This is a genomic window from uncultured Aliiroseovarius sp., assembly GCF_947497285.1.
Classification (GTDB): domain Bacteria; phylum Pseudomonadota; class Alphaproteobacteria; order Rhodobacterales; family Rhodobacteraceae; genus Aliiroseovarius.
In genome coordinates, this window is record NZ_CANMFT010000007.1 from 17,467 (window position 1) to 40,976 (window position 23,510).

Consider the following 23,510-nt stretch of genomic DNA (forward strand, 5'->3'; position numbering starts at 1 on the left):
TGCTGAGATGTGGGCATCATGGACCGAAAACTTCTTCTGATCATTCTCGATGGCGTGCCTTGGCGAAACTGGCGCAGGTTGTTTGGCAATCTGGAAGGCTGGGTGGACAGTGGCGATGCACAGCGCTGGAAAATGCGCTCGGTGCTGCCGTCGACATCGGCCAGTTGCTATGCCTCGATCCACACGGGCGTTGCGCCGCAAGACCATGGCTGCACCGGCAACAACAACGTGTTCCGCCTGGCTCAGCCCGATATCTTCAGTCAGGTGCGCAAGGCCGGTGGTGTCACGGGCGCTGTCACCCACAGTTTCTGGTCCGAGTTCTTCAGCCGCGCGCCCTTTGATCTGGTGCGCGATATCGAATACGACGAGCCCGACAGCACCTCGATCAACCACGGTCGATTTCACACGATGACCGGATATGGGTTGATCAACCAGACAACTCCTGCTGACATCGACTTGTTCGCGACGCTGACCATGCTGTGTGAACGGTTCAACCTGAACTATGGCATCCTGCACACTTGCACGCTGGACAGCATGGGCCATCGGTTCGGGCACGACTGTCAGGAAATGGACCACGCCTGCTTTCAAGCGGACGAACAGTTGGCGCTGTTCATCAACCGGTGGCGCGCAGATGGGTATGAGATCATCGTGACCGCCGATCACGGCCAAACCGACCGCGGCCACCATGGCGGGCGCGAAGATTTGCAGCAGGACGCGGCGCTTTACTATTTCGGACCCGCCGCTGGCCCCGATTTCGATGACCGCCTGTGCCAGCTACAACTCGCCCCCACGATCCTGTCGCGACTGGGCGCACCGATCCCCGACACCATGAAAGCCGAGGTATTTTTGACATGACTTGGGCCATTCCCTGCCCCCCGCAGCCGTCGCTGCCCATCGTTGGGTCGGACGACCGCTTTCCCGTGCGCCGCATCTATTGTGTCGGCCAGAACTACGCGGCCCATGCGCGTGAAATGGGGTCGAACCCGGATCAGGACCCACCGTTCTTTTTCTCAAAACCCGCCGATGCGCTGGTCGCGGATGGGGCAACGGTGCCTTACCCGCCCGGCACGGACAACCTGCATCACGAGGCCGAGCTGGTCGTCGCCATCGGCATCGGTGGGGCGAACATTCCGGTTGAAACGGCGCTGGATCACGTCTGGGGTTACGCCATCGGCAATGATCTGACCCGCCGTGACCTTCAGGCCGCCGCCAAGAAAGTTGGGCGGCCATGGGACATGGCAAAGGGATTTGATCACTCTGCCCCGTGCGGGCAGCTTCATCCGGTCTCAACTTCGGGCCACCTGACTGCTGGCGCGATCAGCTTGTCCGTGAATGGTGATCTACGCCAGTCTTCGGACCTGTCAGACCTGATCTGGCCGGTCGCAGATGTGATCGCCTACCTATCATCTATGGTCGTGCTCGCGCCCGGTGACCTGATATTCACAGGCACGCCAGAAGGCGTCGGCCCCCTTGTGCAGGGCGATGTCTGCGTGGTCGTGATTGAAGGGTTGGGTCAACTAACAACCCATATTGGGTCGGCAACCGCCTAGCCCCCAATCGACGACAGATGCGTGAGTAAACTGTCGCGTGCGCCAAGAATATGGCGTTCTGTCAACTCGGCCGCTCGATCGGCATCTCTGCGTTCGCACGCCGCCTGAATTTGCATGTGCTCGTCATTGGCGCGTGCCATGCCATCGCTCAGCACCAACTGGGCGCGTAGATAGCGGTCGATCCTGTTTAGCGCGCCGTCGATCGCCTCCAGATGATAGGCCAAGCCACTGGCGTTATAGAGCGTCGCGTGAAACTGCCGGTTCAGATCGCCCCATTTCATCGGGTCGGCCTCGGTGTAAAACGCCTCGCAATATGCGCGCGCTTTGGCCAGCGTCGCGGGCGTCATTTTTTGCACGGCTGCGCGAATGACATGTGGCTCTAACACGGCACGAAAGTCGAAAATCTCGGACGCCTCTTTAGACGACAACGTTGATACGACCGCGCCCTTATAGCGTTGCGATTTGACCAAGCCGTGCTCTTCCAGCCGCAGAATCGCTTCGCGAACCGGTATGCGTGATGTGTTGAACATTTTCGCAATCTCGTCTTGCCGAAGCGGCGCAGCTTCTTTGATCTCACCTTCGATGATGGCTTTCTTAAGCGCTTCGAAAATGATCGACGCAGCCGAGGCCGTTTGGGAAATATCCACGGATTCTAATGGCATAGGGCATTCTCCTTCCGGCAAGCTCACGACGCGCGCCGGTCGTGAAAAGGCCCGGATGAATAAAGATTGAATATTGGATACAATTTTGCTTAGCTCTGAGTCAAGCGATGCCGCAGCGGGTTTGACGACCAGCTGCAACACAGAACCCGTGCAGGAGACTTAAATGAACGCCGATATCTTCAAAGGTTGCATTCCAGCCCTCATGACACCGTGCACCAAGGGTCGCACGCCAGATTACGACGCCCTCGTCGCCAAGGGGCTGGAGCTGATTGCCGCAGGCATGTCTGCGGTCGTCTATTGCGGCTCGATGGGCGATTGGCCGCTTCTGACAGATGGTGAACGAATGGAAGGGGTCGCCCGCCTCACCCAAGCTGGCATTCCCGTCATCGTCGGCACTGGGGCCGTGAACACAAAGATGGCTGTCGCGCATGCTGCCCACGCTGCCAAAGTTGGTGCGAAAGGCTTGATGGTTATTCCACGCGTGTTATCGCGCGGATCATCGCTGACCGCCCAACGTCACCACTTTTCGGCAGTCCTGGCTGCTGCACCAGACCTACCTGCGGTGATCTATAACAGTCCCTATTATGGCTTCGCGACCCGCGCTGACCTATTCTTTGCTTTGCGTGCAGAACACCCGAACCTGATTGGCTTCAAGGAGTTTGGAGGCGCTGACGACATGCGCTATGCCGCCGAAAACATCACTTCACAGGACGATGATGTTACGCTGATGATCGGGGTCGATACCACGGTGTTCCACGGTTATGTGAACTGCGGTGCAAAGGGTGCGATCACCGGGATTGGCAACGTGCTGCCGCGCGAGGTTTTGCACCTTGTGGCGTTGTGTGAACGTGCCGCAGCCGGTGATGGGGATGCCCGCTTGAAGGCGCGTGAACTGGAAGAAGCTCTTGGCGTCCTGTCGAGCTTCGATGAAGGCCCGGATCTGGTGCTTTATTACAAACACCTAATGGCGCTGTCAGGGGATGAAGCCTACCGAACGCATTTCAACGAAACCGACAGCCTGACGGCGGCCCAACGAAACTATTGTGAAGCACAGTTTGGCCTGTTTAGAGACTGGTATGCCGTATGGGCACGACAAGGGGGTGTCGTAACCGAATGCGCGTAATCGACAGTCACACCGAAGGAGAGCCGACGCGGGTTATCGTGGCGGGCGGGCCTGACCTTGGGTCGGGCAGCGTGACCGAGCGTGCAAAGCGGCTGGAAGCCGATCACAGCTGGATATATGCCGCCGCGCTTGCCGAACCACGCGGACACGACGCCATGGTCGGTGCGCTTTTGGTGCCTCCGGCTGACAAAACCTGTGCGGCTGGCGCAATATTTTTCAACACTGTCGGTAATCTTGGAATGTGTGGTCACGCTTCGATCGGGCTGGCTGTTACCTTGGCGCATCTAGGCGAGATTGGCGTGGGATCTCATCGGTTCGAGACGCCAGTCGGGGTCGTCACGGTCGATCTGCTCGATCCAAACACGGTGCGCATGACAAATGTCGAAAGCTATCGGTATCGGCAGAACGTTCAGATCGATGTTGAGGGAGTCGGACCCGTTGTTGGCGATGTGGCTTGGGGTGGGAACTGGTTTTTCCTGACGAATAGCGAGACCATCGCAGCTAACTTCGACAACATACCAGCGTTGACAAGCAGAGCGACAGCGATTCGCGAGGCGTTGGAGCGCGAAGGGATAGCTGGAGAAAATGGAGCGCAAATCGACCATATCGAATTGTTCGGTCCGCCACATCTGGCAGGTTCAGATAGCCGGAACTTTGTCCTCTGTCCCGGCGGCGCGTATGATCGGTCCCCCTGCGGAACGGGCTGTTCAGCCGCGGTCGCTTGCAAGGCGGCTGATGCAAAGCTCCGCGCCGGAGAAGTATGGGTGCAGGAAAGCATCATCGGCAGCACCTATAAGGTCAGTTATGAACCCGGACCGACCGGCGGAGTCATCGCAACAATTGAAGGTCGCGCTTACGTCACCGCGCAAGCTGAATTGCTTTTTGCCGGTGGCGACCCTTTCCGGAATGGAATTCGACCAACGTGATCAAGATAGTGATGGTGCAAAGGGCGCGTCTCGTTTGGAAAACCTATGACACAGGACACACACGACATCATCGTGATCGGGGCGGGCATCATCGGTGTCAGCACGGCGCTCAGGCTTGCCTCTCAGGGCCGAAAGGTTCTGCTGGTTGACCGAAAAGGCGTTGCGCAAGAAACTTCGCGTGGCAATGCCGGCGCGTTTGCCTTCAGCGAGGTCGAGCCTTTGGCCACGCCGGGCATCATGCGAAAAGCCCCGAAATGGCTGATTGACCCGCTTGGCCCACTATCAGTTCCGCCCTCTTACGCAATCAGGATTTTGCCGTGGATGCTCCGATTCTGGCGATCCAGCTGGAAAGACCGATATGAAAATGCGGTCGAAGCTCAGACCTCATTGATGCACCATTGCGCAGCAGCGTTTGAACGGCAGTTGGTCGCTTTCGGAGACCCAGCATTGATACGGCGCGAGGGTCAGCTTCAGCTTTACGAAGGCGCAGCCGCGTTCAAGGCGGCGCTCCCCCTTTGGAAACGGCGAGAAGAGCTTGGCATACCTTTCGATCTGCTGACGCGCGCCGAGGAAATCAGGGAGATACAACCCGGCTTGAGCGATCGGTTTACCCATGCAGGGTTTACGCCGGGTTGGTTCAACACCACGGATCCGTTGAAGTGGACCGAGAAACTGGCACAGGCGTTCTTTGAGCTTGGCGGTGCGCTTCGGATTTCTACGGTGAGCGATATCCAACTCAAGCCTTCCTGCATTCAGCTTGAAACGGAACAGGGGCTGGTTTCCGGGCAGCGTGTTGTCATTTGTGCTGGGGCGTGGTCGCACAGGCTGGCAAGAATGATTGGCGACAAATTCCCGCTGGAAACGGAGAGGGGCTACAACACGACATTCGAAACGTCATCTGTCGACCTGAAAACGCATGTTTCGTTCTCCGCGCATGGGTTCGTCATGTCAAAGATTGGCGAGGGCTTGCGCATAGGAGGTGCCGTCGAACTTGGTGGATTGGAACTGCCGCCCAATTTTCGACGTGCAGAGGCGCTCGTTTCAAAAGCGAAGACGTTTTTCCCGACGCTTCAAGTGGCAAACGGAGAACACTGGATGGGGTATCGCCCATCTTTGCCCGACAGCCTTCCGGTGATCGGGGCCTCGCCAAGTGATGACCGCGTTCTTTATGCATTCGGGCATGGGCATCTGGGGCTAACCCAATCGGCAGGAACGGCAGAGCTGGCGGCGGATCTGATTGCAGGCACAGAGCCAGATATCAACCTGTCGCCGTTTTCGGCCAAAAGGTTTTAGCCGCCGGTCGTCGGGTCGCTTCAGATGTCTTGTCGCACGATGTTGGTTACCAACACATCCCTAACCGTGTCGCCAATAATGCTTACGGCCACTTCTTTCAACGCCATGCGCAAACTGGCGAGGCGACCCGATTGAGTGAACATTCCGTCAAAACCTCCATTGTTGGCGTGGTTGAACATCACCTGTAGGAACTCGTCGCGCAGTTTCGGTTCGCGTTGATAGACAATTTCACGACCACCCGTTTTCACCTCTACATTCAGAGACATAACGACAAGCGAGGCTATTTTTGTGCCTTGGACGACAGGGATCACAAACTGGTTGTTGATCTTCACGAACTCGGTCGTTCCGTTTGCGGCATCCCCACTTTCAGAAGGTTCAGTGTGCTCTTTCGCAGGATCAGCGGCCTCGCCGCACGGATTGACTTCGACCACCTCAGAAGGCGGTTTCAACATCATCCCCACGCCGACGCCACCGCCAAGACCGATGATCGCCAAAAGGATAGGAAGGATTTTACCCATGTTCTTGGTCCTCAGAAGGGCAGAATGATATCTGCGACTTGTTGTCCGTATCGCGGTTGCTGAACGTCGGTAATCTGTCCGCGGCCACCATAGGAAATCCGCGCTGACGCGATCTTGTCGTAAGATATTTCGTTCTGACGCGAGATATCCTCCGGGCGCACAAACCCGGTCACCAGCAGCTCGCGAAGTTCGAAGTTAACCCGGACTTCCTGAGTGCCCTGTATCTGCAAGACCCCGTTGGGCAGCGTTCCGATGACAGTTGCAGCTACGCGAAGTTCCAGCTTTTCGTTTCGCTTGACCGAACCGTTGCCCTTTGATGAGCTGTTTGAAGAAAGCGCCACAGCATTTCCCATTGATGCGCCATCAGGCAAGCCTTCGTTAATCGACTGCGGTAGCCCAAAGAAATCAGGAACGCCCATATCCTCGGACGCGCCGCGCGATCTGGCGGAACTGTTGGAAAACTCAGCTCGGTCATTGATCTCGATGACTACGGTCAGAATGTCTCCGGCAGCTTGCGCGCGACGATCCCCCAGAAGCGATTGCCTGCCACCACTCCAAAGCGAAGCGCGCACAGGCGAGCTTTTTGGTGGCGCGGTGCGCGGCAAGGCTGAAGCATTCATCGCAGTGTGTTCGGCGCTCATTTCTATTGGATTGAGCGACGGCGCTTTGCCGACGTTCTCCATGCGAGCACAAGATGCTGCGAAGGCGAAAAAGATAAGAACAAAAGTGACCGGGCGCATGTGAACTCCCTAACGGTTCTGAAAGTGAGGTTGAGAAACAAGAACTGATCCATCGGCTGCGACGGAACCAGTGACGGTCGTGCGGGACATCAGGTTCATGACACGTATGCGATCCCCGACTCCGGCACGGGCCAGACTTCGGCCTTCCGCCAAGATCATCAGCGGACCTGTGGCATAGATCAGCGACACGATCTGATTGCGTTCGACCAGCGCAGGGGGGCCAATGTCATTTGCAAGAACGGGTCGACCTGCATACAAAACGACCCGCGCTTCCTGTCCGACCACGTCTTCGATGGATGTGAACCCACCCGCCATATCGGTGGCAACCAGCTTGAGGTCTGACGGTGCGATAACGGTATTGTGGCGTATATTTCGAGCTGCAACGACCGTGTCCGCCACCGCAAAACTGGAGCCAAACGCCAGCAGGAAAATGGACAATAAGACCCTCATCAGCGCACCTGCGTGGTTGCGGCGAGCATTTGGTCGGCTGCGGTGATCACTTTGGAGTTAAGTTCGTAACCCCTTTGTGCCTCGATCAGTTCGGTGATCTCTCGCACGGCATCGACCGAGCTGTTTTCCAAGTATCCCTGTCGCAATGTTCCGCGCCCATCCTCGCCTGGCGCACCGACAAAAGCTGGGCCGGAGGCTGGCGTTTCGCGAAACAGGTTTGACCCGATGGCTTCAAGGCCCTTGTCGTTGGTGAATCCGGCCAACGTAAATGCCCCCAGAAGCTCTGGTTCGACTGCGTTGTCGAAATAGGCATAGATCTCTCCATCTGCATTGATCGAGATTGAACGCGCATCGTTGGGCACTGTGATTTCTGGTGCGACAGCATATCCGTCAGAGGTCACGATAAGTCCGTCGCCAGACAGTTTTAACCCGCCGTCACGCGTATAAGCCGAGCCACCTGAAGGAAGGGTAACTTCCAGATAGCCCTTGCCTTCAATGGCGACATCCAAGTTGCCGTTTGTCTGTGAAAGGGTCCCTTGTTGAACCAGCATGGACACCGAGGTCGGACGCACGCCAAGACCCAGCTGAATACCGGTTGGCAGCACCGTTCCGTCCGAGGCATTGATCGTGCCCGCACGTGCCATTTGCTGATAGTGCAGGTCGGCGAACTCTGCGCGGCGGGCGTTGTAGCCTGTCGTCGACATGTTCGCGAGGTTGTTCGAAATCGTCTCAACCCGCATTTGCTGGGCCATCATACCTGTAGCTGCAATGTTCAATGCACGCATGTCGGGCCTCCTTTATCCAATGACTGTTTTCAGAACCGCGCGAATGCGCTCGTCCTCTTTTTCAAGAAATTGCTGACCCAGTTCATAGCTGCGCTGCACCTCGATCATCCGCGCAACTTCGGTGATGGGATCAACATTCGAGCCTTCGATGAAACCTTGCAGAACGACCGCATCGGCCAGTGCAGGTTCCACCCCGTTAGGTGCTTCGAACCGAGATCCGGCCACGTGACGCAGATCGTTTTGGTCTGTCGGGCTGAAGAGGCCAATCAAGGCAAGCGCGCGACCGTCGGCTGAAAGGGTTCCATCTGCGGCCAAGGACACCGACTGAGCGTCGGGTGGCACGAACACTGGAGATCCGCCACCGTCCAGAAGGCGATAGCCATCAGGGGCAACCAGCTCACCTTCTGATGAGGGGGTGAAGGAACCTGCGCGGGTCAGGAATTGACCGTTCGGACCTTCGACCATGAAAAAGCCCACGCCTTCGATGGCGAAGTCGAATGCACCGCCGGTTTGAGTCAGCGCACCTTGTTGAAGGTTCAAAGCGCGCGTGTTCGCTGTGGCCATCGAAAGCGAAGGGTCGTCCTTTTCAAGCGCGTGAACAAACTCCGAAAAGATGACACCTTCGCGTCGAAAACCAGTGGTCGAGGCGTTGGCGATATTGTTGGCGATGCTTTGCATTTCGCGCATCAAACCAGATTGGCGGGTCAAAGAGGTGTAACCGATATTGTCCAAGACCTATCCTCCTGCAATCAACGGAATGACGCGTGTGTGAAAAAAGCTGACCAGGGTTTCCGTCATGAACCCCATGCTGCCCCAGAACACGACAAGAATTGCGACCAGTTTTGGAACGAAGGTCAGGGTCATTTCCTGAATAGATGTCAGTGCCTGAAAAAGACCGACCAGCAACCCCGAGACAAGCGCAACGGCCAATATCGGCGTTGAGATCAGAACAGCGTTCCAAAGACCTGCCCGCAATGTGTCATAGAAGATGACGTCATCCATCATCAGACCGGCATCCTCAGAATTTCCTGATAGGCTTCCACGACTTTGTCGCGCACGGTCACAGCGGTTTCGACGGCAAGTTCAGTTTGTGCCAGGGCTTGCACCAAGGCGTGAGGGTCCGCGCCACCTGACATCGCTGCCATTGCCGTCTTTTCCCCCTGCTGAATTGTTTGCGAGAAATCCTGCGCGACCTTGGTAAATGCGTTCGTGCTTTGTTCATTTTGCGCTGTTGGTTTGGTCGCCAATTTCGATGCTGCGTATTGCTGCGAGGCGAGGGCTGATTTGATATCCATGTCGAACGCTCCTATCGGCGCAGAAGTTCAAGCAGTCCGCGCGACATTTGCCGCGACTGGTCGAACATTTTCAGGTTTGCTTCGTAGCTGCGCTGGGCTTCGCGGGCGTCCGCGATCTCAATGACCAGATCGACGTTCGAGCCTTCATAGTGCCCGGTCTGGTCGGCCATCGGGTGCGACGGATCATAGATCGAAGGCAATGCGGTTCGGTCCAGCGTCACTTTTCCAACTTCAACACGGCCCGTGGCCTGACCGCTTTCCAAGGCAGCCTGGAAGGTCGCGATCTTGCGACGATACCCCGGAGTGTCGGCGTTCGCGATATTTTCAGAGACATGTCGCAAGCGAGCTGCCTGGCTTTTCATACCCGAGGCCGCTGCGGCAACTGAATTTCGAAGGTCGTTCATTGTCTATCCCCCTACCTGCGGCCCAGCGCGCTGCGCATGATGCCAAGTGAGGTTTGATAGACCGCAAGCGCCAGATCATGGTCGCGCTTCGCTTCTGCTGCGGCCATCATCTCGGTCTCTAGCGCGACCGAGTTGCCATTGGGCGAAAGCGCCCCTTCGCGATAGACCGCGTGTGGAGTGGCTGAAGTCTGGGTGGCATCGGCTGTCGATCTGTGGCTCGCACGCGTCGCACGCATTCCGGCGCTGTCATTGGGTTGAAACGCGTCCGCAAACGACGCGATGTCACGCGCTCTGTATCCAGGCGTGTCTGCGTTCGCAACGTTCTGCGCGATTACCGATTGGCGTGCGGCGGCATGTTTGGCCAGTCCGCTTGCCTTGGCAAAGATATCCATTTTTTCGATCATCGGGGCTTCTCCCTCGATTGGCTTCAACCAAGGCTTAACCCTGATTCCTTTATAAACAGTTTCAACGCTCAAACGGAGGCCGACATGACCCAAATAGGATTCGAACAACTCTGCGCCGAAATTTCCTCAGTGCGTGCGGTCGTCGATATTGGCCGGGTGGCAGCGATTGGAAGCGGCACATTGCAGGTTTCCGGTCTGTCAAAGGTGGCCGCGCAGTCTGATCTGGTCGAATTCAAGTCCAAATCGGGTCGCCTGCGCATGGGCGAAGTCCTGAACCTGAGTCAGGATATGATAACCGTTCTGCCGGACGGCGATATCGAAGGCCTTCAGATCGGTGGCGAAGTGGTCTTGCACGGGCATGCCGAAATCGCCCCGGACGACAGTTGGATTGGACGGGTTATTGACCCGATGGGGCAAGCCTTGGACGGCCGACCAATCATGCGCGGGCAAAAGGGTCGATCTCTAAGGGGAAAGGTCAGCAACCCGACCAATCGACGACCGCTTGGTGGACGGTTGGAAACAGGGCTTGCAGCGTTCAACACCTTTCTGCCAATCGTCAAAGGCCAGCGTATTGGACTGTTTGCAGGCTCTGGAGTCGGAAAATCCACCTTGCTTGCGAATCTGGCGCGCGGTGTTCATGCCGATGTCGTTGTGATCGCGTTGATCGGTGAACGGGGGCGCGAAGTTCGCGAGTTTGTCGAGCGTGTGCTTGGCGCTGAAGGAATGAAACGCGCTGTGGTCGTAGCGGCGACGTCGGACCAATCCCCGATGGTGCGCAGACGCTGCGGGTGGGCCGCGATGACGGTGGCCGAGCATTTTCGGGATCAGGGCAACCACGTTTTGTTTCTTGCTGACAGCGTTACCAGATTCGCCGAGGCGCACCGGGAAATCGCCCTGGCCTCGGGCGAAGGTGGAAATTTGCGTGGATTTCCACCCTCAACCGCGCAGCAGATTACGACCCTGTGTGAGCGAGCAGGTCCGGGTGCCGGAGCGGGTGGCGATATTACAGCAGTTTTCTCTGTTCTGGTTGCTGGGTCGGATATGGAGGAACCTGTCGCGGATATCCTGCGTGGTGTGCTGGATGGGCACGTGGTTCTGGATCGCAAGATCGCCGAGCGGGGTCGTTTTCCGGCCATCGATTTGTTGCGGTCCGTGTCCAGGGCGTTGCCAGATGCGGCGACGGATGAAGAAAACGCGCTCATCTCGAAGGGGCGCAGGTTGCTTGGACTTTACGATCGGTCGGAGATGATGATCCAGGCGGGTCTTTACACTGCCGGGAACGATCAAGCCCTTGATGAAGCAATTGCGGCTTGGCCGAAACTGGACGCTTTCTTGACAGAGCCCGAAGTCGATACGAGTGTCGCAAGCTTCGGACGCCTGGCGAATTGTGTCACAGCGTAAGTAGCTTAGGGTGAGCTGCCTCTAGAAGTTTTGAAGAAGCGTCAAAGCGATGGCGCCACCGGACATCGCGGCATTGCCAGCGGCAATTTGGGACCGAACAAGAAATAGCCTGTTCAATTCGTCCAGCTTCTCGGGCTCTGCAAACTGGCTCACGTTTGCTGCGCCAAAATACTGTGTGGATTTGTCGCGAAAGGTTTCAAGCTGCTGATCCAGATCGAGAGTTCCAAACGCGCTCGGCAGGCCAAATGCGGTCTCAAATATCTTTCGCAAAGGTGGATTGCCCATGATGGTGAACCATTTTGTATCGTCTGAGGCGTTCTTTTGCGTGATCTCAGACAGCTCGCGCTCCAAGCTCATCGCCAACCGCATATCTTGATTCTGTGCGCCGACAGCGATTTCAAACTGCCGCTCTTTATAGGCTGCGACGGTATTATCGCCAAAGTCAGATATTTGCGTCCTTGGGATCGAATAGTCGCCAAAACCAAAATCTTTTGCGAACTGCAAATAGCGCTTATCCGAAAGCTTGTTGGCCAAATCATCTGTGTCCAACGTTCCGTCGTCGAGAATTTTTTTGATGAAGTATTTGTTGTTGATATCGTCATCTAATCCATAGGCGCCAAGCGCCACTGAAAGCAGTCTGCGGTCACTGACCAGATCATCGCTGGTCTCGACTTTTCCGATCTTCTCTTTGAAGTATTGGACATCGCGTTGAATCTCTGCAGAGCTTTCAAACGCCTGCTTTTGATTTTCTTGCGTTCGCTGCAGGAATGCCCAACCGGCCGCACCGCCGTATGGTATGACCGGCTGGAACGTCATGAGTATTGAGCCGCAAGAAGGCGATTTTCGCGTGGCATCAGTGCGCGCAACTGCTTCATCGCATAATAATAGTCGCTTGCCGCGACCGCTGCTGTCGCCTTTCCGAGAAGATCTCGACTGTCTTCATCCGTCAGAACTTGGCTTAACTGCTCGATACCGCGGAGCAATTGTAAACGCGCTTCATCCTTCTCGACATCGCCTGACAGGACAAGTTGGGCGATGTAGCATACCCTTTTTACTGGGGTATTTGCCTCTTCTGGGTGAATCGCGTCGCGCAGCCTTAGAATATTGGCGTTTGGTGTGACAATTGAAAGCCGCGACCTGCGATCCCCATTTTCAATGACCGCACCATTGATCAAAACACGTTCTTTTGGGCTGAGCTTGAGAACAAGTCCTGTCATGCTGCATCCCCCTTTTGGCGCAAACCACGCATGATTGCGGCGTTGATTTCGACAAGAACCGACGCATCTGCGCCGTCGGACAGAACCTTGCGGCTGTGGTCAGCTGTAAATTCGGACAGATAAAAGACCCTTGCACGTAGGTCATTTGGAAGGCCGTTTTCGTCTTCTGCGACGTCAATCGCCAGCAAGGTCCACAACCTCCTGTTCTCATGCAGGGCGCTGGCGAGTTGCGCGAAACCTGAACGTCCTTTCTTCAATGCTGATTGGAGTTGGTGCGTGATTTTCGCGAAAGCCTCGTATTCGGTGCCTCTAGATGTTTGTAGCGGTGCTCTGGACGACGAAGCGTAGGCCGTTTTGGCCAGGGTTACTGCGTTCACGGGGTTTTCCTTCCGGTGACGAATTCGCTCAAGGTATGATGCTAGACGGGGCGCCTTTTGGCGCCCCGGTCAATGGCTTAGCGGAACAACGAAAGGATGTTCTGCGGAGCCTGGTTGGCAATCGAAAGTGCTTGTGTTCCAAGCTGTTGCTGAACCTGAAGTGCTTGCAGCTTTGCAGAAGCAGCTTCCATATCGGCGTCAACCAGAGCGCCAATACCAGATTTCAACGAGTCCGAAAGTTTGCCGACGAAATTCGACTGAATTTCGATACGACCTTCGACCGAACCGAACGAGGCGGATGCATCAATCGAAGTCTGGATCATGTTTTCCACTGCGCCCAATGCGGCATCAGCCCCTGACGAAGTCGAAACATCCATGGTCGTAAGGCCCGCAAGGCCACCCGACCCACGTGAGGCGCTGAACGAGAATGCTGCGTCACCGTTGGTTTCGTTGGTGACAACAAGCTGACCGGCATTGGTGTCGATATCCATGCTGAAGCTGTTGCCATCAAGACCGGCGGAGATCATCGCGTTCTTCATGCCTGCGACGACGGATTCAGCAGTATCGCCTTCTTTCACGACATAGTTGCCTTGAACTGAACCGATAGTCAGCGCAAGTGCGTCGCCAACGACCAGACCGGTATTCACCGCCGTATCCACACCTGCCGCATCGGGCATGACAGCGGCGGTTGCCGTGGCGCCACCCGAAGCATCAAGGAAGGCAAACGTATCCAAAGTAATCGAATCGTTTGTCCCGCCATCATTGGCGTCGATCACACCAGCCGTGCCGGTGTCAGTGCCGACCGATGCGGCTGCAGCGGCCAGTGTGGTGCCGGCGGTCAAAGACAGGTTCTGCGCATCGACCCCGATTGAGCTGGTGACGACTGTGCCATCAGACTTGCGATCAAGCGACGACAAGACATCAATTCCAGCCGCGCCATTGGCGTTTGTGCCGGATTGAGTGCCGTCAACAAGGTTTAGGCCATTGAACTGAGCAGCGCCGACAACAGAGCTGATCTGGTCCCGCAGAGCAACGATGTCTGTCTGGATTTTTGCCCGATCTACATTGTCTTCCTGCGCTGCAACGATCTTGCCTTTGATCTCGGTCAGAAGATCAGTGACTGTTTCCGAGGCTTGCCGCGCGACGGCGACCGTGCTTTCACCAAGCGAGAGGCTTTCAGAGATACCTTTGAAGCCCTTTACATCAGCTTCCATCACCTTGGAAATCGCCCACACAGCGGCGTTGTCTTTTGCCGATCCGACAGCCTTACCGGTCGAGATTTCGGCCTGCGTGCTGGCAAGATTGGAATTGATAGATTTCAGGGTTTGAAGCGCTACCATTGCGCTGTTGTTCGTCAGAATGCTGGACATGGAATAGTTCCTTCGGTCTTAGGTGCTTTGCACCTGGATTTCGTATCTGCCTGTCCGGGCAGGGTTAAAAGCCATTCTGTCTTCTGCGACGTCATATCGTTGACACGCGCCACCCGCTTTGGATGCCCTTGAAATTTGGCGCGAAAATCTGAAGGAAAACTGAATCGCGCCATCCGCAATGTCCGCAATTTGAAGTAAATCTAGACCGTCAGGCCCGACGCTCAAACTTTGTCGTCTTGCGAGAAATGGACTGGCTTTCCCCTTTTTGAGTGTATGTGCGCAGCACTTTTTGCCCCTCGCGCATGGCTTCCAGCCGGCTCTGAACCGACTTGATTCCGCAGGCAACGGCATCAAGCAGGGACTGGTTGCGATCGGCCTTTCCCTGGATATGCTCCAACCTACCTGCGCTATCACCCATGGTTTTAACGCGTTCGAGCAGTCGTTCCTTTTCAGGCAACAGGCGGGCGAGTTTTTGAATGTCGCCGCTGATGATTAAAGCGCGCTCGCGGTCCAGCAAAGTCTCCAATGCTCTGGCTGCGGGTTGGTTAAAAAGCGTCAACGCTGTGCTCCTTCAATGCTTCAAACAGAGTCTGTGCCAGGCCAATCCCGCCCGCTTTGACCATTTCCTGAGCCTGCGCTTGCCTCAGGAACGACGAAAACTGATCTTCGCCCGCACCTCCACCAAAGCTTTCGCGCGGTTTTCCAAGCCCTGCGGTCTTGAGCATTTCTGAAAGGAAGCTGGCTTCCAGATCGCGCGCGACCTCCATCAACTGCGCGTCCTCTTTCGACGCATTTAGGGTTGCTGCTGGCGCTTTGCCAAATGTCATTCCTGTAGAAATCGGCTCCATGATCGCCCCTCGTATTTGATGACAATTTTTTTTGTTATCTCATCAAGCGGTAAAGAACTGGTAACTCGCGTCTGCGATGGTTCATCCATCGGAGGCAGAAGACCCGGATGTTGATATGCAGATAATACAGGCGCTACTTGGTGGCGGTTTTAGTGAGCCAGCTGGTGCGGGAACCGCCGGTGCAGACGCCACCGCACCGCAGGGCGAAGTGCCTGATTTCGAGGCGTTGCTGATTGATGTGACAGTTGCTGGCACGGATTTGAGCGCGGAGATGGAGGGTGATTCTCTGCCTTTTCCAGTGCAGCAGGCCGCGCTGCAACCCGACCTATCTGTCAGTCCCAAGGTTTTCTTGCCGAATGTGTTGACCTCAGCCATCAAGCTGGAGCCTGCATCTGCGCAAGTAGCTGCAAAATCTGAAGCGAAGTCACCGCTGGAAAGTGCCGCAAGTGGTGAAGCGGTGGATGCTATAGTTACGCTTGATCGTGCCCTCGAAACGAAGACTTTGCCGGACGCAATGGCAATTCTGCCCTCCGCAGAAACCACGGACCGGACTGCTTTGCCGAAGGCGCAATTCGAACCGGGCGAAACTGTTCCGCCCCATCAAGGCAATGAGGTTCGTCGAATAGAGCCAGAGCGGCGCCAGGTCGTTGGGCCAATTGCTGCACAAATCATGGCCGCCGGGAAGGTCCAACTGCCAGCGGCAGCTGCTTTGGCAGAGCCTTCAGTCGAAGCAGAAACTGTCAAAGAAACGGGTCGCGGTTTAGACCCGACACCGGTCGCTGATCCAACGATCGAGACCGATGGGATTGCACTAAACACCTGGCAAGCGTCGAAAGCTTCAGTGGTGGCCGCAGACAACAACAAGGCATCCACCAACGCCACAGCAACGCAAGCAGGCGCCGGGCTGGTGGACGGCGGACAGTTCGTATCCTCCGCCCCACAGCCAACGCCGTTGTCGCCAGGCGCGGCCGCGCCATTAGAGATCACCCAGGCCGACGCGCCGACCCACGAGCGTAAATCGCCAACTGAGCGGCGCAGCACGACAAGCAATGCCGAGGTTACAAAAGCGAGCGCAGGATCGACGCTTGTCCCCATCCCAAACCAAGATCGACCTCAGGGAGATCTGTTCGTAACAGATACGATTACCACGGATGAGGTGCCCCTTAGCGAAGTCGAAGTTTCACCGCTGGAACTGAAGAATGTGCAAGGTGGGGCGGATTTGAAAGCACCGATTGCCGGGCTACGACCCAACGAATACCCCCGACAGATTGCGCTTCAGGTTGCAGATATTGCGCGTTTGACGCCTGACAAGCCGACGGAGTTGGTGCTTAACCCGGAAGAGCTGGGGCGCCTTCGGGTGACCTTTCACACTGAGGCGACTACCATGAACGTTGTTTTGCAGTTCGAACGACCGGAAACGTTGGATCTGATGCGGCGCCATATCGACATGCTCGGACAGGAAATGCGCGACCTTGGATATGAAAGCGTGAATTTCGCGTTTCACGATCAAGGCGGCAACGACACAGGCGAGGAAAAGAAACAAAAACATGCTGCCCCTGAGCAGCCGCAATTCAACTCAACGGCCGAAAGGGCGGCTATGAACCCAATTCGCGTCACCCTAAGTGACGGCGCTGGGATCGATATCAGAATTTGAAAGGAACGGTCATGGAGATCGGACAGCCAATGCCAGCCGCACTGACGGCAACACCTGCACAATACACTCAAGCACAGGATGGCGAAGCAGCCGTCATCTCGTCTGATTTTGAAACCTTTTTGAAGATGCTTACGGCACAAATGGAAAACCAAGACCCGCTCAATCCGGTTGAATCGACGGATTATGCTGTGCAACTGGCGACCTTTTCTGGTGTCGAGCAGCAGGTGCGAACCAATGATATTCTTGAGGGGTTGGGTGCAAAGCTTGGCCTTATGGGTATGTCTGATATCGCTGGCTGGGTCGGAATGGAGGCGCGCGTGGCAGCGCCTGTCTATTTTGACCAAAGCCCGGTTACGATTGTGCCAAACCCTGCGGTCGGCGCGGATGAGACGCGGCTTGTGGTTCGCAATGACGTCGGGGATATCGTCGACAACGCCATCATTCCGGTGTCATCGGACCCGATCGAATGGGCAGGTGTCGACGACACAGGGAATCCTCTGCCATCTGGCACCTACTCGTTCGAGCTGATCAGCTTCGGGAATGAACAGGTGCTGTCGTCAGATCCGGTCGAAGCCTACAGCCGCATCACCGAAACGCAAAATGAAGGTGGGACGCTGTGGCTGATCACCGAAAGCGGTGCAAAAATCTCGGCCGATAGTATTTCGGCCATCCGCGAGTCGTAGTGAAGACGCTTGCCGCGGCAGGTGCCTCTGATATGAACCAGTTTGGTTTCAGAGGTGCGCCAGATGGCAATTCGGAATGTTCAGAGCGAACAGGAACATCTTAGACGCATGTGGTCCGCCGCCAAGGTCATTGCGGATGATGCTGTCTGGACCGCCATGGATGGGGGGCGATCGAACCCCATTTGGCGTGTAGACCTTGCTGACGGGCCGAGCCTTGTGTGCAAGCTCTATGACCCAAGCAGCGCGACACCCTTGTTTGCCAATGATGGAAACCGCGAGGCCTTAGCGTTGCAAACCCTGGAGGGCGTTTCGATCGCGCCGCGATTCGTGGCGTTTCGGACAAGTGCGATTGGCGAAAGCCTTGTCTACCGACACATCGAGGGCAACACTTGGCAGGGCGATTTGAAAGAAATAGCAGTGCTCATGGCGCAACTGCATCAGTTGCAGCCACCCGCTGCGCTTCCGTCGCTTAGCTCGGCGCCTAAGTCCTTGATTGCCACCGCACAACGCATGTTGAAGGAGACTGAGTCAGGCTTGCCAGCCCCACCGTCCGCACCGGATTTGCCTGCCCCACGCCAAGCTTTTTTGCACGGCGACATCGTCCCGGGAAACATTCTTGTCACGCCAAAAGGTGTTCGGTTGATCGATTGGCAATGCCCGGCGATCGGTGATCCAAGCCTTGACCTAGCGGTGTTTTTGTCGCCCGCAATGCAGGTGGCCTATGGTCGCCGCCCACTAAGCGCCGAGGAAGTCAGTACTTTCCTGGCCACATATGCCGACGCCAGTCACGACTGTTTGACAGTCGATAGATACCGTGCCCTTGCGCCCCTTTTTCACTGGCGCATGGCGGCGTATTGTCAATGGAAGGTGGCGCATGGCGACGACGCTTACGCGCAGGGGATCGGGCTGGAACTGGCGGCGTTGGACCGGTTAGAGCAGCGTTGATACCCAGACCGCCGCAAGGGCAAGACCGCCGCCTAAAGTCACATAGCTCATCGCGCGCAAGGGGCGGGCACGATCTGGCGCAGGTTCAGGTGTCGATTGTTGGATCAACGCTGCCTCGGCCAATTCGGGAAGGCGCGGACCGAAGCGTGCCAGAACGCGCAAGGTTCGCACCAGATCGCGGATCAATGCTTTGGGACCGATCGAGTTAGAGATGTAGCTTTCCACCACGGGCTTGGCGACTTGCCAGATGTTGATATGTGGGTTCAGGGATCTGGCAACGCCTTCGACAACTACCATGGTTCTTTGGAGCAAAATCAACTCGGTGCGAGTTTCCATTCCGAATTTCTCGGTCACTTCGAACAGATATGACAATAGACGCCCCATCGAAATCTGCGTGGCATCCATGCCGAAAATCGGCTCGCCGACGGCGCGCAGGGCGCGGGCGAATTCCTCAACATTTTGGTCTGCCGGGACATAGCCCGCTTCAAAATGCACCTCGGCCACGCGTCGATAGTCGCGGGTGATGAAACCAAACAAGATCTCGGCATAGACGCGACGGGTGTATTCGTCGATCCGCCCCATGATGCCGAAGTCGATGGCGATGATATCGCCATTTGCGGCGAATTTCAGGTTGCCCTGATGCATGTCGCCATGAAACAGCCCATCGCGCAGCGCATGCGACAAGAACAGTTGCAACACCCGTTCGCCCAGCGCGTCCATGTCCAACCCCGAGGCGCGAATGGCGGGAAGATCGTTTGCCGGAATGCCTTCGCCCCAGCCCAATGTCATCACGGTTCGGCCAGACAGGCCCCAGTTCACCTTGGGCACCACGAAGCCCGCGTCCTGCGCCGTATTCTCTGCAAACTCGCTGGCCGAGGCGCTTTCCAGACGCAAATCAAGCTCGCCCATCACCACGCCTTCGAAATGTTCGACCACATCGGTGGGGCGCAGGCGGCGTGTGGAGGGCAGCAGCCATTCGATGAAGCTGGCCGAAAAATGGAACGCGTCGATATCGGTGCGAAACGCGCGTTCGATATGCGGGCGCAGCACTTTGACCGCGACATCTTCGCCAGTCGCGGCGACCCGCGCACGGTGCACCTGCGCAATGGAGGCGGCGGCGACAGGTTCGGAAAACTCCGAAAACACGTCGTCCACTTTCACGCCAAGTTCTTTCTCGATCATCCGCCGGGCAACAGAGGACGGGAACGGCGGCAGCTTGTCCTGCAGATACTGCAATTGGTCAGACAGTTCAGCGCCGACAACATCAGGTCGGGTTGAAAGGATTTGACCGAACTTAATATACGCCGGGCCCAGCGCCGTGATCGCGCGGGTCAGGGGCGGCAGGGACGTGTCGCCCTTCTTGCCCAGCCATGCGAACGGAAAGCCAATGACGCGGGCCGCAAGTCGGATAACCGGAGGCGCATTCATCGCGTCCAGCACAACGCCCATTGCGCCCGTCCGTTGAAAGGTCGCACCGGTGCGGATCAGCCGCCAGATGTTGTGGGGTCCGCGCATGTTAGATTTTCCACCCGGAATGCAGCGCCGCGATGCCCAGGGACAGGTTGCGATACTTGACGTTCTCGAAGCCTGCTTCGCTGATCATCTGAGCGAAACTGTCCTGATCGGGGAATTTGCGAATGGATTCGACCAGATACTGATAGCTGTCCGCGTCGTTCGCGATCAACTTGCCCATGCGGGGAATGACGTTGAATGAATAGAGATCATAGAGCTTCTGCATCCCGTCATTGGGAAGCTGGCTGAACTCCAGAACCATCAGGCGACCACCGGGTTTCAGAACGCGATAGGCCTCGGCCAAAGCATCAGGAATGCGCGTCACGTTACGAATGCCGAAGCTGATCGTGTAGCGATCGAAGCTGTTGTCTTCGAAGGGCAGCGCCATTGCGTCGCCCACCACCCAGTCAAGGTGGTCGGCCTTGTTGGCCGCGTCCGCGCGCTTGCGCCCTTCGACCAGCATCGACTCTGTCATGTCCAGCACGACGGCGGAAGCCTCGGACGCGCGGTCAAGAAACCGGAACGAGATATCGCCGGTGCCACCTGCTACGTCCAACAGCCGCTGACCGTTTCGCGGCGCCAACCAATCCATCATCGCGTCTTTCCAGACACGGTGAATGCCGACCGACATGACGTCATTCATGATGTCATATTTCGACGCGACGTTGGTGAAAACGCCATGGACCATGCCGGCCTTGTCGTCTTCCGCGACCGTCTTGAACCCAAAATGGGTTGTTTTCTTCTCGGAGGTGCTCATCAGGCTTGCCCATTCCTTGCGATTGATCCCTCATATCGTGACGAATGGTGGCACACAATGGAGAGGCGGACGAGATGCCCGAATTACCTGAAGTCGAGACGGTTCGCCGCGGCTTGTCCCCCGTGATGGAGGGCGCGCGGATTGCGCGCGCCGAAACCCGGCGTGACGGGCTGCGTTGGCCGTTTCCCGACCGGATGGCAGAGCGCCTGACGGGTGCGCGCGTGCTGCGGCTTGGGCGGCGGTCGAAATACCTGCTGGCTGACCTCGATACGGGTGAGACGTTGATTACCCATCTTGGCATGTCAGGGCGGATGCTGATCTCGGGTCATCAGTTGGGGGAGTTTCAGCACGACCACCCGGCGCCCGAAAAACATGACCATGTGGTGTTGGACATGGACAACGGCGCGCGGGTGACGTTCAACGATCCTCGCCGGTTCGGGGCAATGGATTTATGCGAGACTGCGACATTGGGCGACCACAAGTTGATCCGCGTGCTTGGGCCAGAGCCGCTGGGCAACACCTTTGACGAGCCATATCTGCAAGCCGCCCTAAGTCACCGCAATTCGCCCATCAAAACTGCCCTGCTGGATCAGGGAATCATTGCAGGGCTGGGCAACATATATGTGTGCGAGGTGCTGTTTCGCACAGGGATTCACCCAACCCGCAAGGCCGCGCGCATTGCACCGGCGCGGATTGCGGGGCTTGTTCCGATCATCCGTGACGTGCTGTCTGAAGCGATCGAAAGTGGCGGTTCGTCGTTGAAAGACTATCGCCAGACAGACGGCGATCTGGGCTATTTCCAACACAATTTTCGGGTCTATGGCCGCGAGGGTGAACCCTGCGTGACGCAAGGTTGCACTGGAAAAATAAGGCGAATCACGCAATCCGGTCGCTCAACTTTCTATTGCGCGCAATGCCAAAGATAGCTTGATCACAGAGGCGGGCATGCTTACGACTCCGCTTCGACCACCACGGACAAAGGCAAGGGGAACCATGGCCTATAAGAATATTATCGTTGAGACCGAAGATCATATCTGCCTGATCAAGCTCAACCGACCCGACGCGCTAAACGCTTTGAACCTTCAGCTGTTGGGTGAACTTGGCGATGCGCTGGCAGACGCCCAGAAGAACGACAAGGTGCGCTGCATCGTCGTCACCGGATCTGAAAAAGCTTTCGCGGCTGGCGCCGACATCAAGATGATGGCGGAAAAAAGCTTCGTTGATGTTTTTGCGGGCGATCTGTTCACCCCGGAAGAAGATGCCATCATGCGCATTCGCAAGCCGATCATCGCAGCCGTGTCTGGCTATGCGCTGGGCGGCGGGTGCGAATTGGCCATGATGTGTGATTTCATTATCGCATCTGACACCGCTAAGTTTGGCCAGCCCGAGGTAAATCTGGGCGTGATGGCCGGTATGGGCGGCACTCAACGTCTGACCAAGCTGGTTGGCCGCGCCAAGTCAATGGATATGAATCTGACCGGTCGTTTCATGGACGCGGAAGAGGCTGAACGCTCCGGGCTTGTCAGCCGCGTCGTGCCGGCCAAAAAGCTGATGGACGAAGCCATGTCTGCAGCCGCGAAGATTGCCGAGAAGTCGATGATCACCGTCATGGCGATCAAGGAAACGGTCAACCGCGCAGAGCAGCTTCCGCTGACCGAGGGCATCCTGTTCGAACGCCGCGTTTTCCATTCGCTGTTTGCGACGGAAGATCAAAAGGAAGGCATGGCCGCCTTCACCGAGAAGCGCGAACCGCAGTTCCGCGACAAGTAACGCCGTTTTTTGGGTTCCCTTTGCGGAAGTTTTTCCGTAAAGGGTGCCGTCATACATGCGCGTGAGGCCCGCTCTGGCCAGAATCACCGGTTCTGAACCCGGTCGGGTGCTGACGCGCAGCTATTGAAACGTAATACACACCCGATGAAGGGATCAGACACATGGCAAATTCGCCCCAAGCTAAAAAACGCGCGCGTCAGAACGAAGCTCGTTTTGCTGTAAACAAAGCCCGCCGTTCGCGCATCCGCACCTACCTGCGTAAAGTTGAAGAAGCGATCGAGTCCGGCGACAAAGACGCAGCTTCGGCCGCCCTCAAGGCAGCCCAGCCCGAACTGATGCGCGGCGTGACCAAAGGCGTCTATCACAAGAACACCGTGGCGCGCAAAATGTCGCGCCTGTCGTCTCGCGTGAAGGCCCTGGGTTAAGCGTCGCTTCGACCCAAAGGTCACTGATGAAAAACAAGCAGAGCGTGTCCGGAATGGCACGCTCTGTTTCCGTTTTTGGCGGCAAAAATTGCAAATGTGCAAGCGGCTTGGGATTCGCTTTCGGAAAGTCAGAGTCAAGCGCGAAGTTCTATTGCGCGCGCTGCGGACAGATTGCTAGCTTGCCCTCAGCGATTCACATCGCCGACTTGGGACTATGATAAAAATGCGGGCTAAACCCGCGAAACTTAAGGGTTTCTATCCTTAGCTTATTGGTTGGACCAGATTCTTACCTGGCCCAGCTGCATGAGAATTCTGTGCCTGCTTGGGGGTGGGTTTCCAGTATTGATCGTGCTGATGTCTGTGGGGCCGTTTTTGGCCCGGCGGACAAGCTATTGTCATGT

General features: G+C 56.6%; 30 protein-coding genes. 12 read left to right on the plus strand and 18 right to left on the minus strand.

What is annotated here, in order from left to right; all coding sequences use genetic code 11:
* Positions 1 to 18: 18 nt before the first annotated feature.
* Together Q0864_RS12590 and Q0864_RS12595 are read left to right on the plus strand one after the other, a co-directional pair.
* Positions 19 to 855 carry an alkaline phosphatase family protein gene (locus Q0864_RS12590; protein WP_298570488.1) on the plus strand — a complete coding sequence of 279 codons (837 nt, stop codon included), beginning with the start codon at positions 19 to 21 and terminating at the stop codon, positions 853 to 855.
* Positions 852 to 1,550, plus strand: a complete 699-nt coding sequence (locus tag Q0864_RS12595) for a fumarylacetoacetate hydrolase family protein (RefSeq protein ID WP_298570489.1) — start codon at positions 852 to 854, stop codon at positions 1,548 to 1,550. Before Q0864_RS12590 ends, Q0864_RS12595 begins: the two co-directional genes overlap by 4 nt.
* On the opposite strand, the gene Q0864_RS12600 is transcribed toward Q0864_RS12595, so the two are convergent.
* Positions 1,547 to 2,212 (minus strand): GntR family transcriptional regulator, encoded by a 666-nt coding sequence (locus tag Q0864_RS12600; RefSeq protein WP_298570491.1) that lies wholly within the window; start codon positions 2,210 to 2,212, stop codon positions 1,547 to 1,549. The genes Q0864_RS12595 and Q0864_RS12600 overlap by 4 nt on opposite strands.
* A 163-nt stretch (positions 2,213 to 2,375) precedes the next feature.
* On the opposite strand from Q0864_RS12600, the gene Q0864_RS12605 reads away from it, so the two are divergent.
* The 3 genes from Q0864_RS12605 to Q0864_RS12615 are packed head-to-tail and all read left to right on the plus strand — an operon-like array spanning position 2,376 to position 5,554.
* On the plus strand, positions 2,376 to 3,335 hold the full coding sequence (locus Q0864_RS12605) for a dihydrodipicolinate synthase family protein (protein WP_298570492.1): 960 nt from the start codon (positions 2,376 to 2,378) through the stop codon (positions 3,333 to 3,335).
* Positions 3,326 to 4,261 carry a proline racemase family protein gene (locus tag Q0864_RS12610; protein WP_298570493.1) on the plus strand — a complete coding sequence of 312 codons (936 nt, stop codon included), beginning with the start codon at positions 3,326 to 3,328 and terminating at the stop codon, positions 4,259 to 4,261. Before Q0864_RS12605 ends, Q0864_RS12610 begins: the two co-directional genes overlap by 10 nt.
* 45 nt (positions 4,262 to 4,306) lie before the next feature.
* On the plus strand, positions 4,307 to 5,554 hold the full coding sequence (locus Q0864_RS12615; protein WP_298570494.1) for an FAD-dependent oxidoreductase: 1,248 nt from the start codon (positions 4,307 to 4,309) through the stop codon (positions 5,552 to 5,554).
* Positions 5,555 to 5,574: 20 nt separating this feature from the next.
* Here Q0864_RS12615 and Q0864_RS12620 read toward each other — a convergent pair whose 3' ends face one another.
* From Q0864_RS12620 to Q0864_RS12660, 9 genes are read right to left on the minus strand one after another with little or no spacing between them, the layout of a single operon-like run.
* Positions 5,575 to 6,072 carry a flagellar basal body-associated FliL family protein gene (locus Q0864_RS12620; RefSeq protein ID WP_298570495.1) on the minus strand — a complete coding sequence of 166 codons (498 nt, stop codon included), beginning with the start codon at positions 6,070 to 6,072 and terminating at the stop codon, positions 5,575 to 5,577.
* An 11-nt stretch (positions 6,073 to 6,083) separates the two neighbouring features.
* Entirely contained in the window at positions 6,084 to 6,812 is a 729-nt protein-coding gene (flgH, locus tag Q0864_RS12625) for a flagellar basal body L-ring protein FlgH (protein WP_298570496.1), read from the minus strand.
* Between the two features lie 9 nt (positions 6,813 to 6,821).
* Entirely contained in the window at positions 6,822 to 7,262 is a 441-nt protein-coding gene (flgA, locus tag Q0864_RS12630; RefSeq protein ID WP_298570497.1) for a flagellar basal body P-ring formation chaperone FlgA, read from the minus strand.
* On the minus strand, positions 7,262 to 8,047 hold the full coding sequence (gene flgG / locus Q0864_RS12635) for a flagellar basal-body rod protein FlgG (RefSeq protein ID WP_298570499.1): 786 nt from the start codon (positions 8,045 to 8,047) through the stop codon (positions 7,262 to 7,264). The genes flgA and flgG overlap by 1 nt, the downstream gene beginning before the upstream one ends.
* A 12-nt stretch (positions 8,048 to 8,059) precedes the next feature.
* The gene (locus Q0864_RS12640) at positions 8,060 to 8,779 is read right to left on the minus strand and encodes a flagellar hook-basal body complex protein (protein ID WP_298570500.1); all 720 of its coding nucleotides are present in this window, start codon (positions 8,777 to 8,779) and stop codon (positions 8,060 to 8,062) included.
* A 3-nt stretch (positions 8,780 to 8,782) separates the two neighbouring features.
* Positions 8,783 to 9,052, minus strand: a complete 270-nt coding sequence (locus tag Q0864_RS12645; RefSeq protein ID WP_298570501.1) for a flagellar biosynthetic protein FliQ — start codon at positions 9,050 to 9,052, stop codon at positions 8,783 to 8,785.
* Entirely contained in the window at positions 9,052 to 9,342 is a 291-nt protein-coding gene (gene fliE / locus Q0864_RS12650; protein WP_298570502.1) for a flagellar hook-basal body complex protein FliE, read from the minus strand. The genes Q0864_RS12645 and fliE overlap by 1 nt, the downstream gene beginning before the upstream one ends.
* Before the next feature lie 11 nt (positions 9,343 to 9,353).
* Positions 9,354 to 9,746 carry a flagellar basal body rod protein FlgC gene (gene flgC, locus Q0864_RS12655; protein WP_298570503.1) on the minus strand — a complete coding sequence of 131 codons (393 nt, stop codon included), beginning with the start codon at positions 9,744 to 9,746 and terminating at the stop codon, positions 9,354 to 9,356.
* Positions 9,747 to 9,757: 11 nt separating this feature from the next.
* Entirely contained in the window at positions 9,758 to 10,150 is a 393-nt protein-coding gene (locus Q0864_RS12660) for a FlgB family protein (RefSeq protein WP_298570504.1), read from the minus strand.
* Between the two features lie 84 nt (positions 10,151 to 10,234).
* On the opposite strand from Q0864_RS12660, the gene Q0864_RS12665 reads away from it, so the two are divergent.
* Complete coding sequence (locus Q0864_RS12665; RefSeq protein WP_298570505.1) at positions 10,235 to 11,551, plus strand: FliI/YscN family ATPase; 1,317 nt, start codon at positions 10,235 to 10,237, stop codon at positions 11,549 to 11,551.
* 21 nt (positions 11,552 to 11,572) lie between these two features.
* Here the strand turns inward: Q0864_RS12665 and Q0864_RS12670 are convergent, their stop codons facing one another.
* The 6 genes from Q0864_RS12670 to Q0864_RS12695 all read right to left on the minus strand — a co-directional run bounded on the left by Q0864_RS12670 (position 11,573) and on the right by Q0864_RS12695 (position 15,363).
* Positions 11,573 to 12,367 carry a DUF1217 domain-containing protein gene (locus Q0864_RS12670; protein WP_298570507.1) on the minus strand — a complete coding sequence of 265 codons (795 nt, stop codon included), beginning with the start codon at positions 12,365 to 12,367 and terminating at the stop codon, positions 11,573 to 11,575.
* A complete protein-coding gene (gene flbT, locus Q0864_RS12675) occupies positions 12,364 to 12,768 on the minus strand; it encodes a flagellar biosynthesis repressor FlbT (RefSeq protein WP_298570508.1) in 405 nt (134 codons plus the stop codon). The genes Q0864_RS12670 and flbT overlap by 4 nt, the downstream gene beginning before the upstream one ends.
* Positions 12,765 to 13,145, minus strand: coding sequence for a flagellar biosynthesis regulator FlaF (gene flaF, locus Q0864_RS12680; RefSeq protein ID WP_298570509.1), 381 nt, complete (start codon positions 13,143 to 13,145; stop codon positions 12,765 to 12,767). Before flaF ends, flbT begins: the two co-directional genes overlap by 4 nt.
* A gap of 77 nt (positions 13,146 to 13,222) precedes the next feature.
* Positions 13,223 to 14,515, minus strand: coding sequence for a flagellin (locus Q0864_RS12685; RefSeq protein WP_298570510.1), 1,293 nt, complete (start codon positions 14,513 to 14,515; stop codon positions 13,223 to 13,225).
* Between the two features lie 208 nt (positions 14,516 to 14,723).
* A complete protein-coding gene (locus Q0864_RS12690) occupies positions 14,724 to 15,074 on the minus strand; it encodes a flagellar biosynthesis protein FlgN (protein WP_298570511.1) in 351 nt (116 codons plus the stop codon).
* Positions 15,061 to 15,363, minus strand: coding sequence for a rod-binding protein (locus Q0864_RS12695; RefSeq protein ID WP_298570512.1), 303 nt, complete (start codon positions 15,361 to 15,363; stop codon positions 15,061 to 15,063). Before Q0864_RS12695 ends, Q0864_RS12690 begins: the two co-directional genes overlap by 14 nt.
* A 115-nt stretch (positions 15,364 to 15,478) precedes the next feature.
* On the opposite strand from Q0864_RS12695, the gene Q0864_RS12700 reads away from it, so the two are divergent.
* The 3 genes from Q0864_RS12700 (at position 15,479) to Q0864_RS12710 (ending at position 18,645) form a co-directional block, all read left to right on the plus strand.
* On the plus strand, positions 15,479 to 17,017 hold the full coding sequence (locus tag Q0864_RS12700; RefSeq protein WP_298570513.1) for a flagellar hook-length control protein FliK: 1,539 nt from the start codon (positions 15,479 to 15,481) through the stop codon (positions 17,015 to 17,017).
* An 11-nt stretch (positions 17,018 to 17,028) separates the two neighbouring features.
* Positions 17,029 to 17,700: a flagellar hook capping FlgD N-terminal domain-containing protein gene (locus tag Q0864_RS12705; protein ID WP_298570515.1), complete on the plus strand. Its 672-nt coding sequence runs from the start codon at positions 17,029 to 17,031 to the stop codon at positions 17,698 to 17,700.
* 63 nt (positions 17,701 to 17,763) lie between these two features.
* Positions 17,764 to 18,645: a phosphotransferase gene (locus Q0864_RS12710; protein WP_298570516.1), complete on the plus strand. Its 882-nt coding sequence runs from the start codon at positions 17,764 to 17,766 to the stop codon at positions 18,643 to 18,645.
* Here Q0864_RS12710 and ubiB read toward each other — a convergent pair.
* Positions 18,631 to 20,160 (minus strand): 2-polyprenylphenol 6-hydroxylase, encoded by a 1,530-nt coding sequence (gene ubiB / locus Q0864_RS12715; RefSeq protein ID WP_298570517.1) that lies wholly within the window; start codon positions 20,158 to 20,160, stop codon positions 18,631 to 18,633. The genes Q0864_RS12710 and ubiB overlap by 15 nt on opposite strands.
* A 1-nt stretch (position 20,161) precedes the next feature.
* The gene (ubiE, locus tag Q0864_RS12720) at positions 20,162 to 20,914 is read right to left on the minus strand and encodes a bifunctional demethylmenaquinone methyltransferase/2-methoxy-6-polyprenyl-1,4-benzoquinol methylase UbiE (protein WP_298570518.1); all 753 of its coding nucleotides are present in this window, start codon (positions 20,912 to 20,914) and stop codon (positions 20,162 to 20,164) included.
* Between the two features lie 74 nt (positions 20,915 to 20,988).
* Here ubiE and mutM point away from each other — a divergent pair, with 74 nt between their 5' ends.
* The 3 genes from mutM (at position 20,989) to rpsT (ending at position 23,109) form a co-directional block, all read left to right on the plus strand.
* Positions 20,989 to 21,840, plus strand: a complete 852-nt coding sequence (gene mutM, locus Q0864_RS12725; RefSeq protein WP_298570519.1) for a bifunctional DNA-formamidopyrimidine glycosylase/DNA-(apurinic or apyrimidinic site) lyase — start codon at positions 20,989 to 20,991, stop codon at positions 21,838 to 21,840.
* A 67-nt stretch (positions 21,841 to 21,907) separates the two neighbouring features.
* Positions 21,908 to 22,684 carry an enoyl-CoA hydratase gene (locus Q0864_RS12730; RefSeq protein WP_298570520.1) on the plus strand — a complete coding sequence of 259 codons (777 nt, stop codon included), beginning with the start codon at positions 21,908 to 21,910 and terminating at the stop codon, positions 22,682 to 22,684.
* 161 nt (positions 22,685 to 22,845) lie between these two features.
* Positions 22,846 to 23,109, plus strand: a complete 264-nt coding sequence (rpsT, locus tag Q0864_RS12735) for a 30S ribosomal protein S20 (protein WP_298570521.1) — start codon at positions 22,846 to 22,848, stop codon at positions 23,107 to 23,109.
* Positions 23,110 to 23,510: the final 401 nt, after the last annotated feature.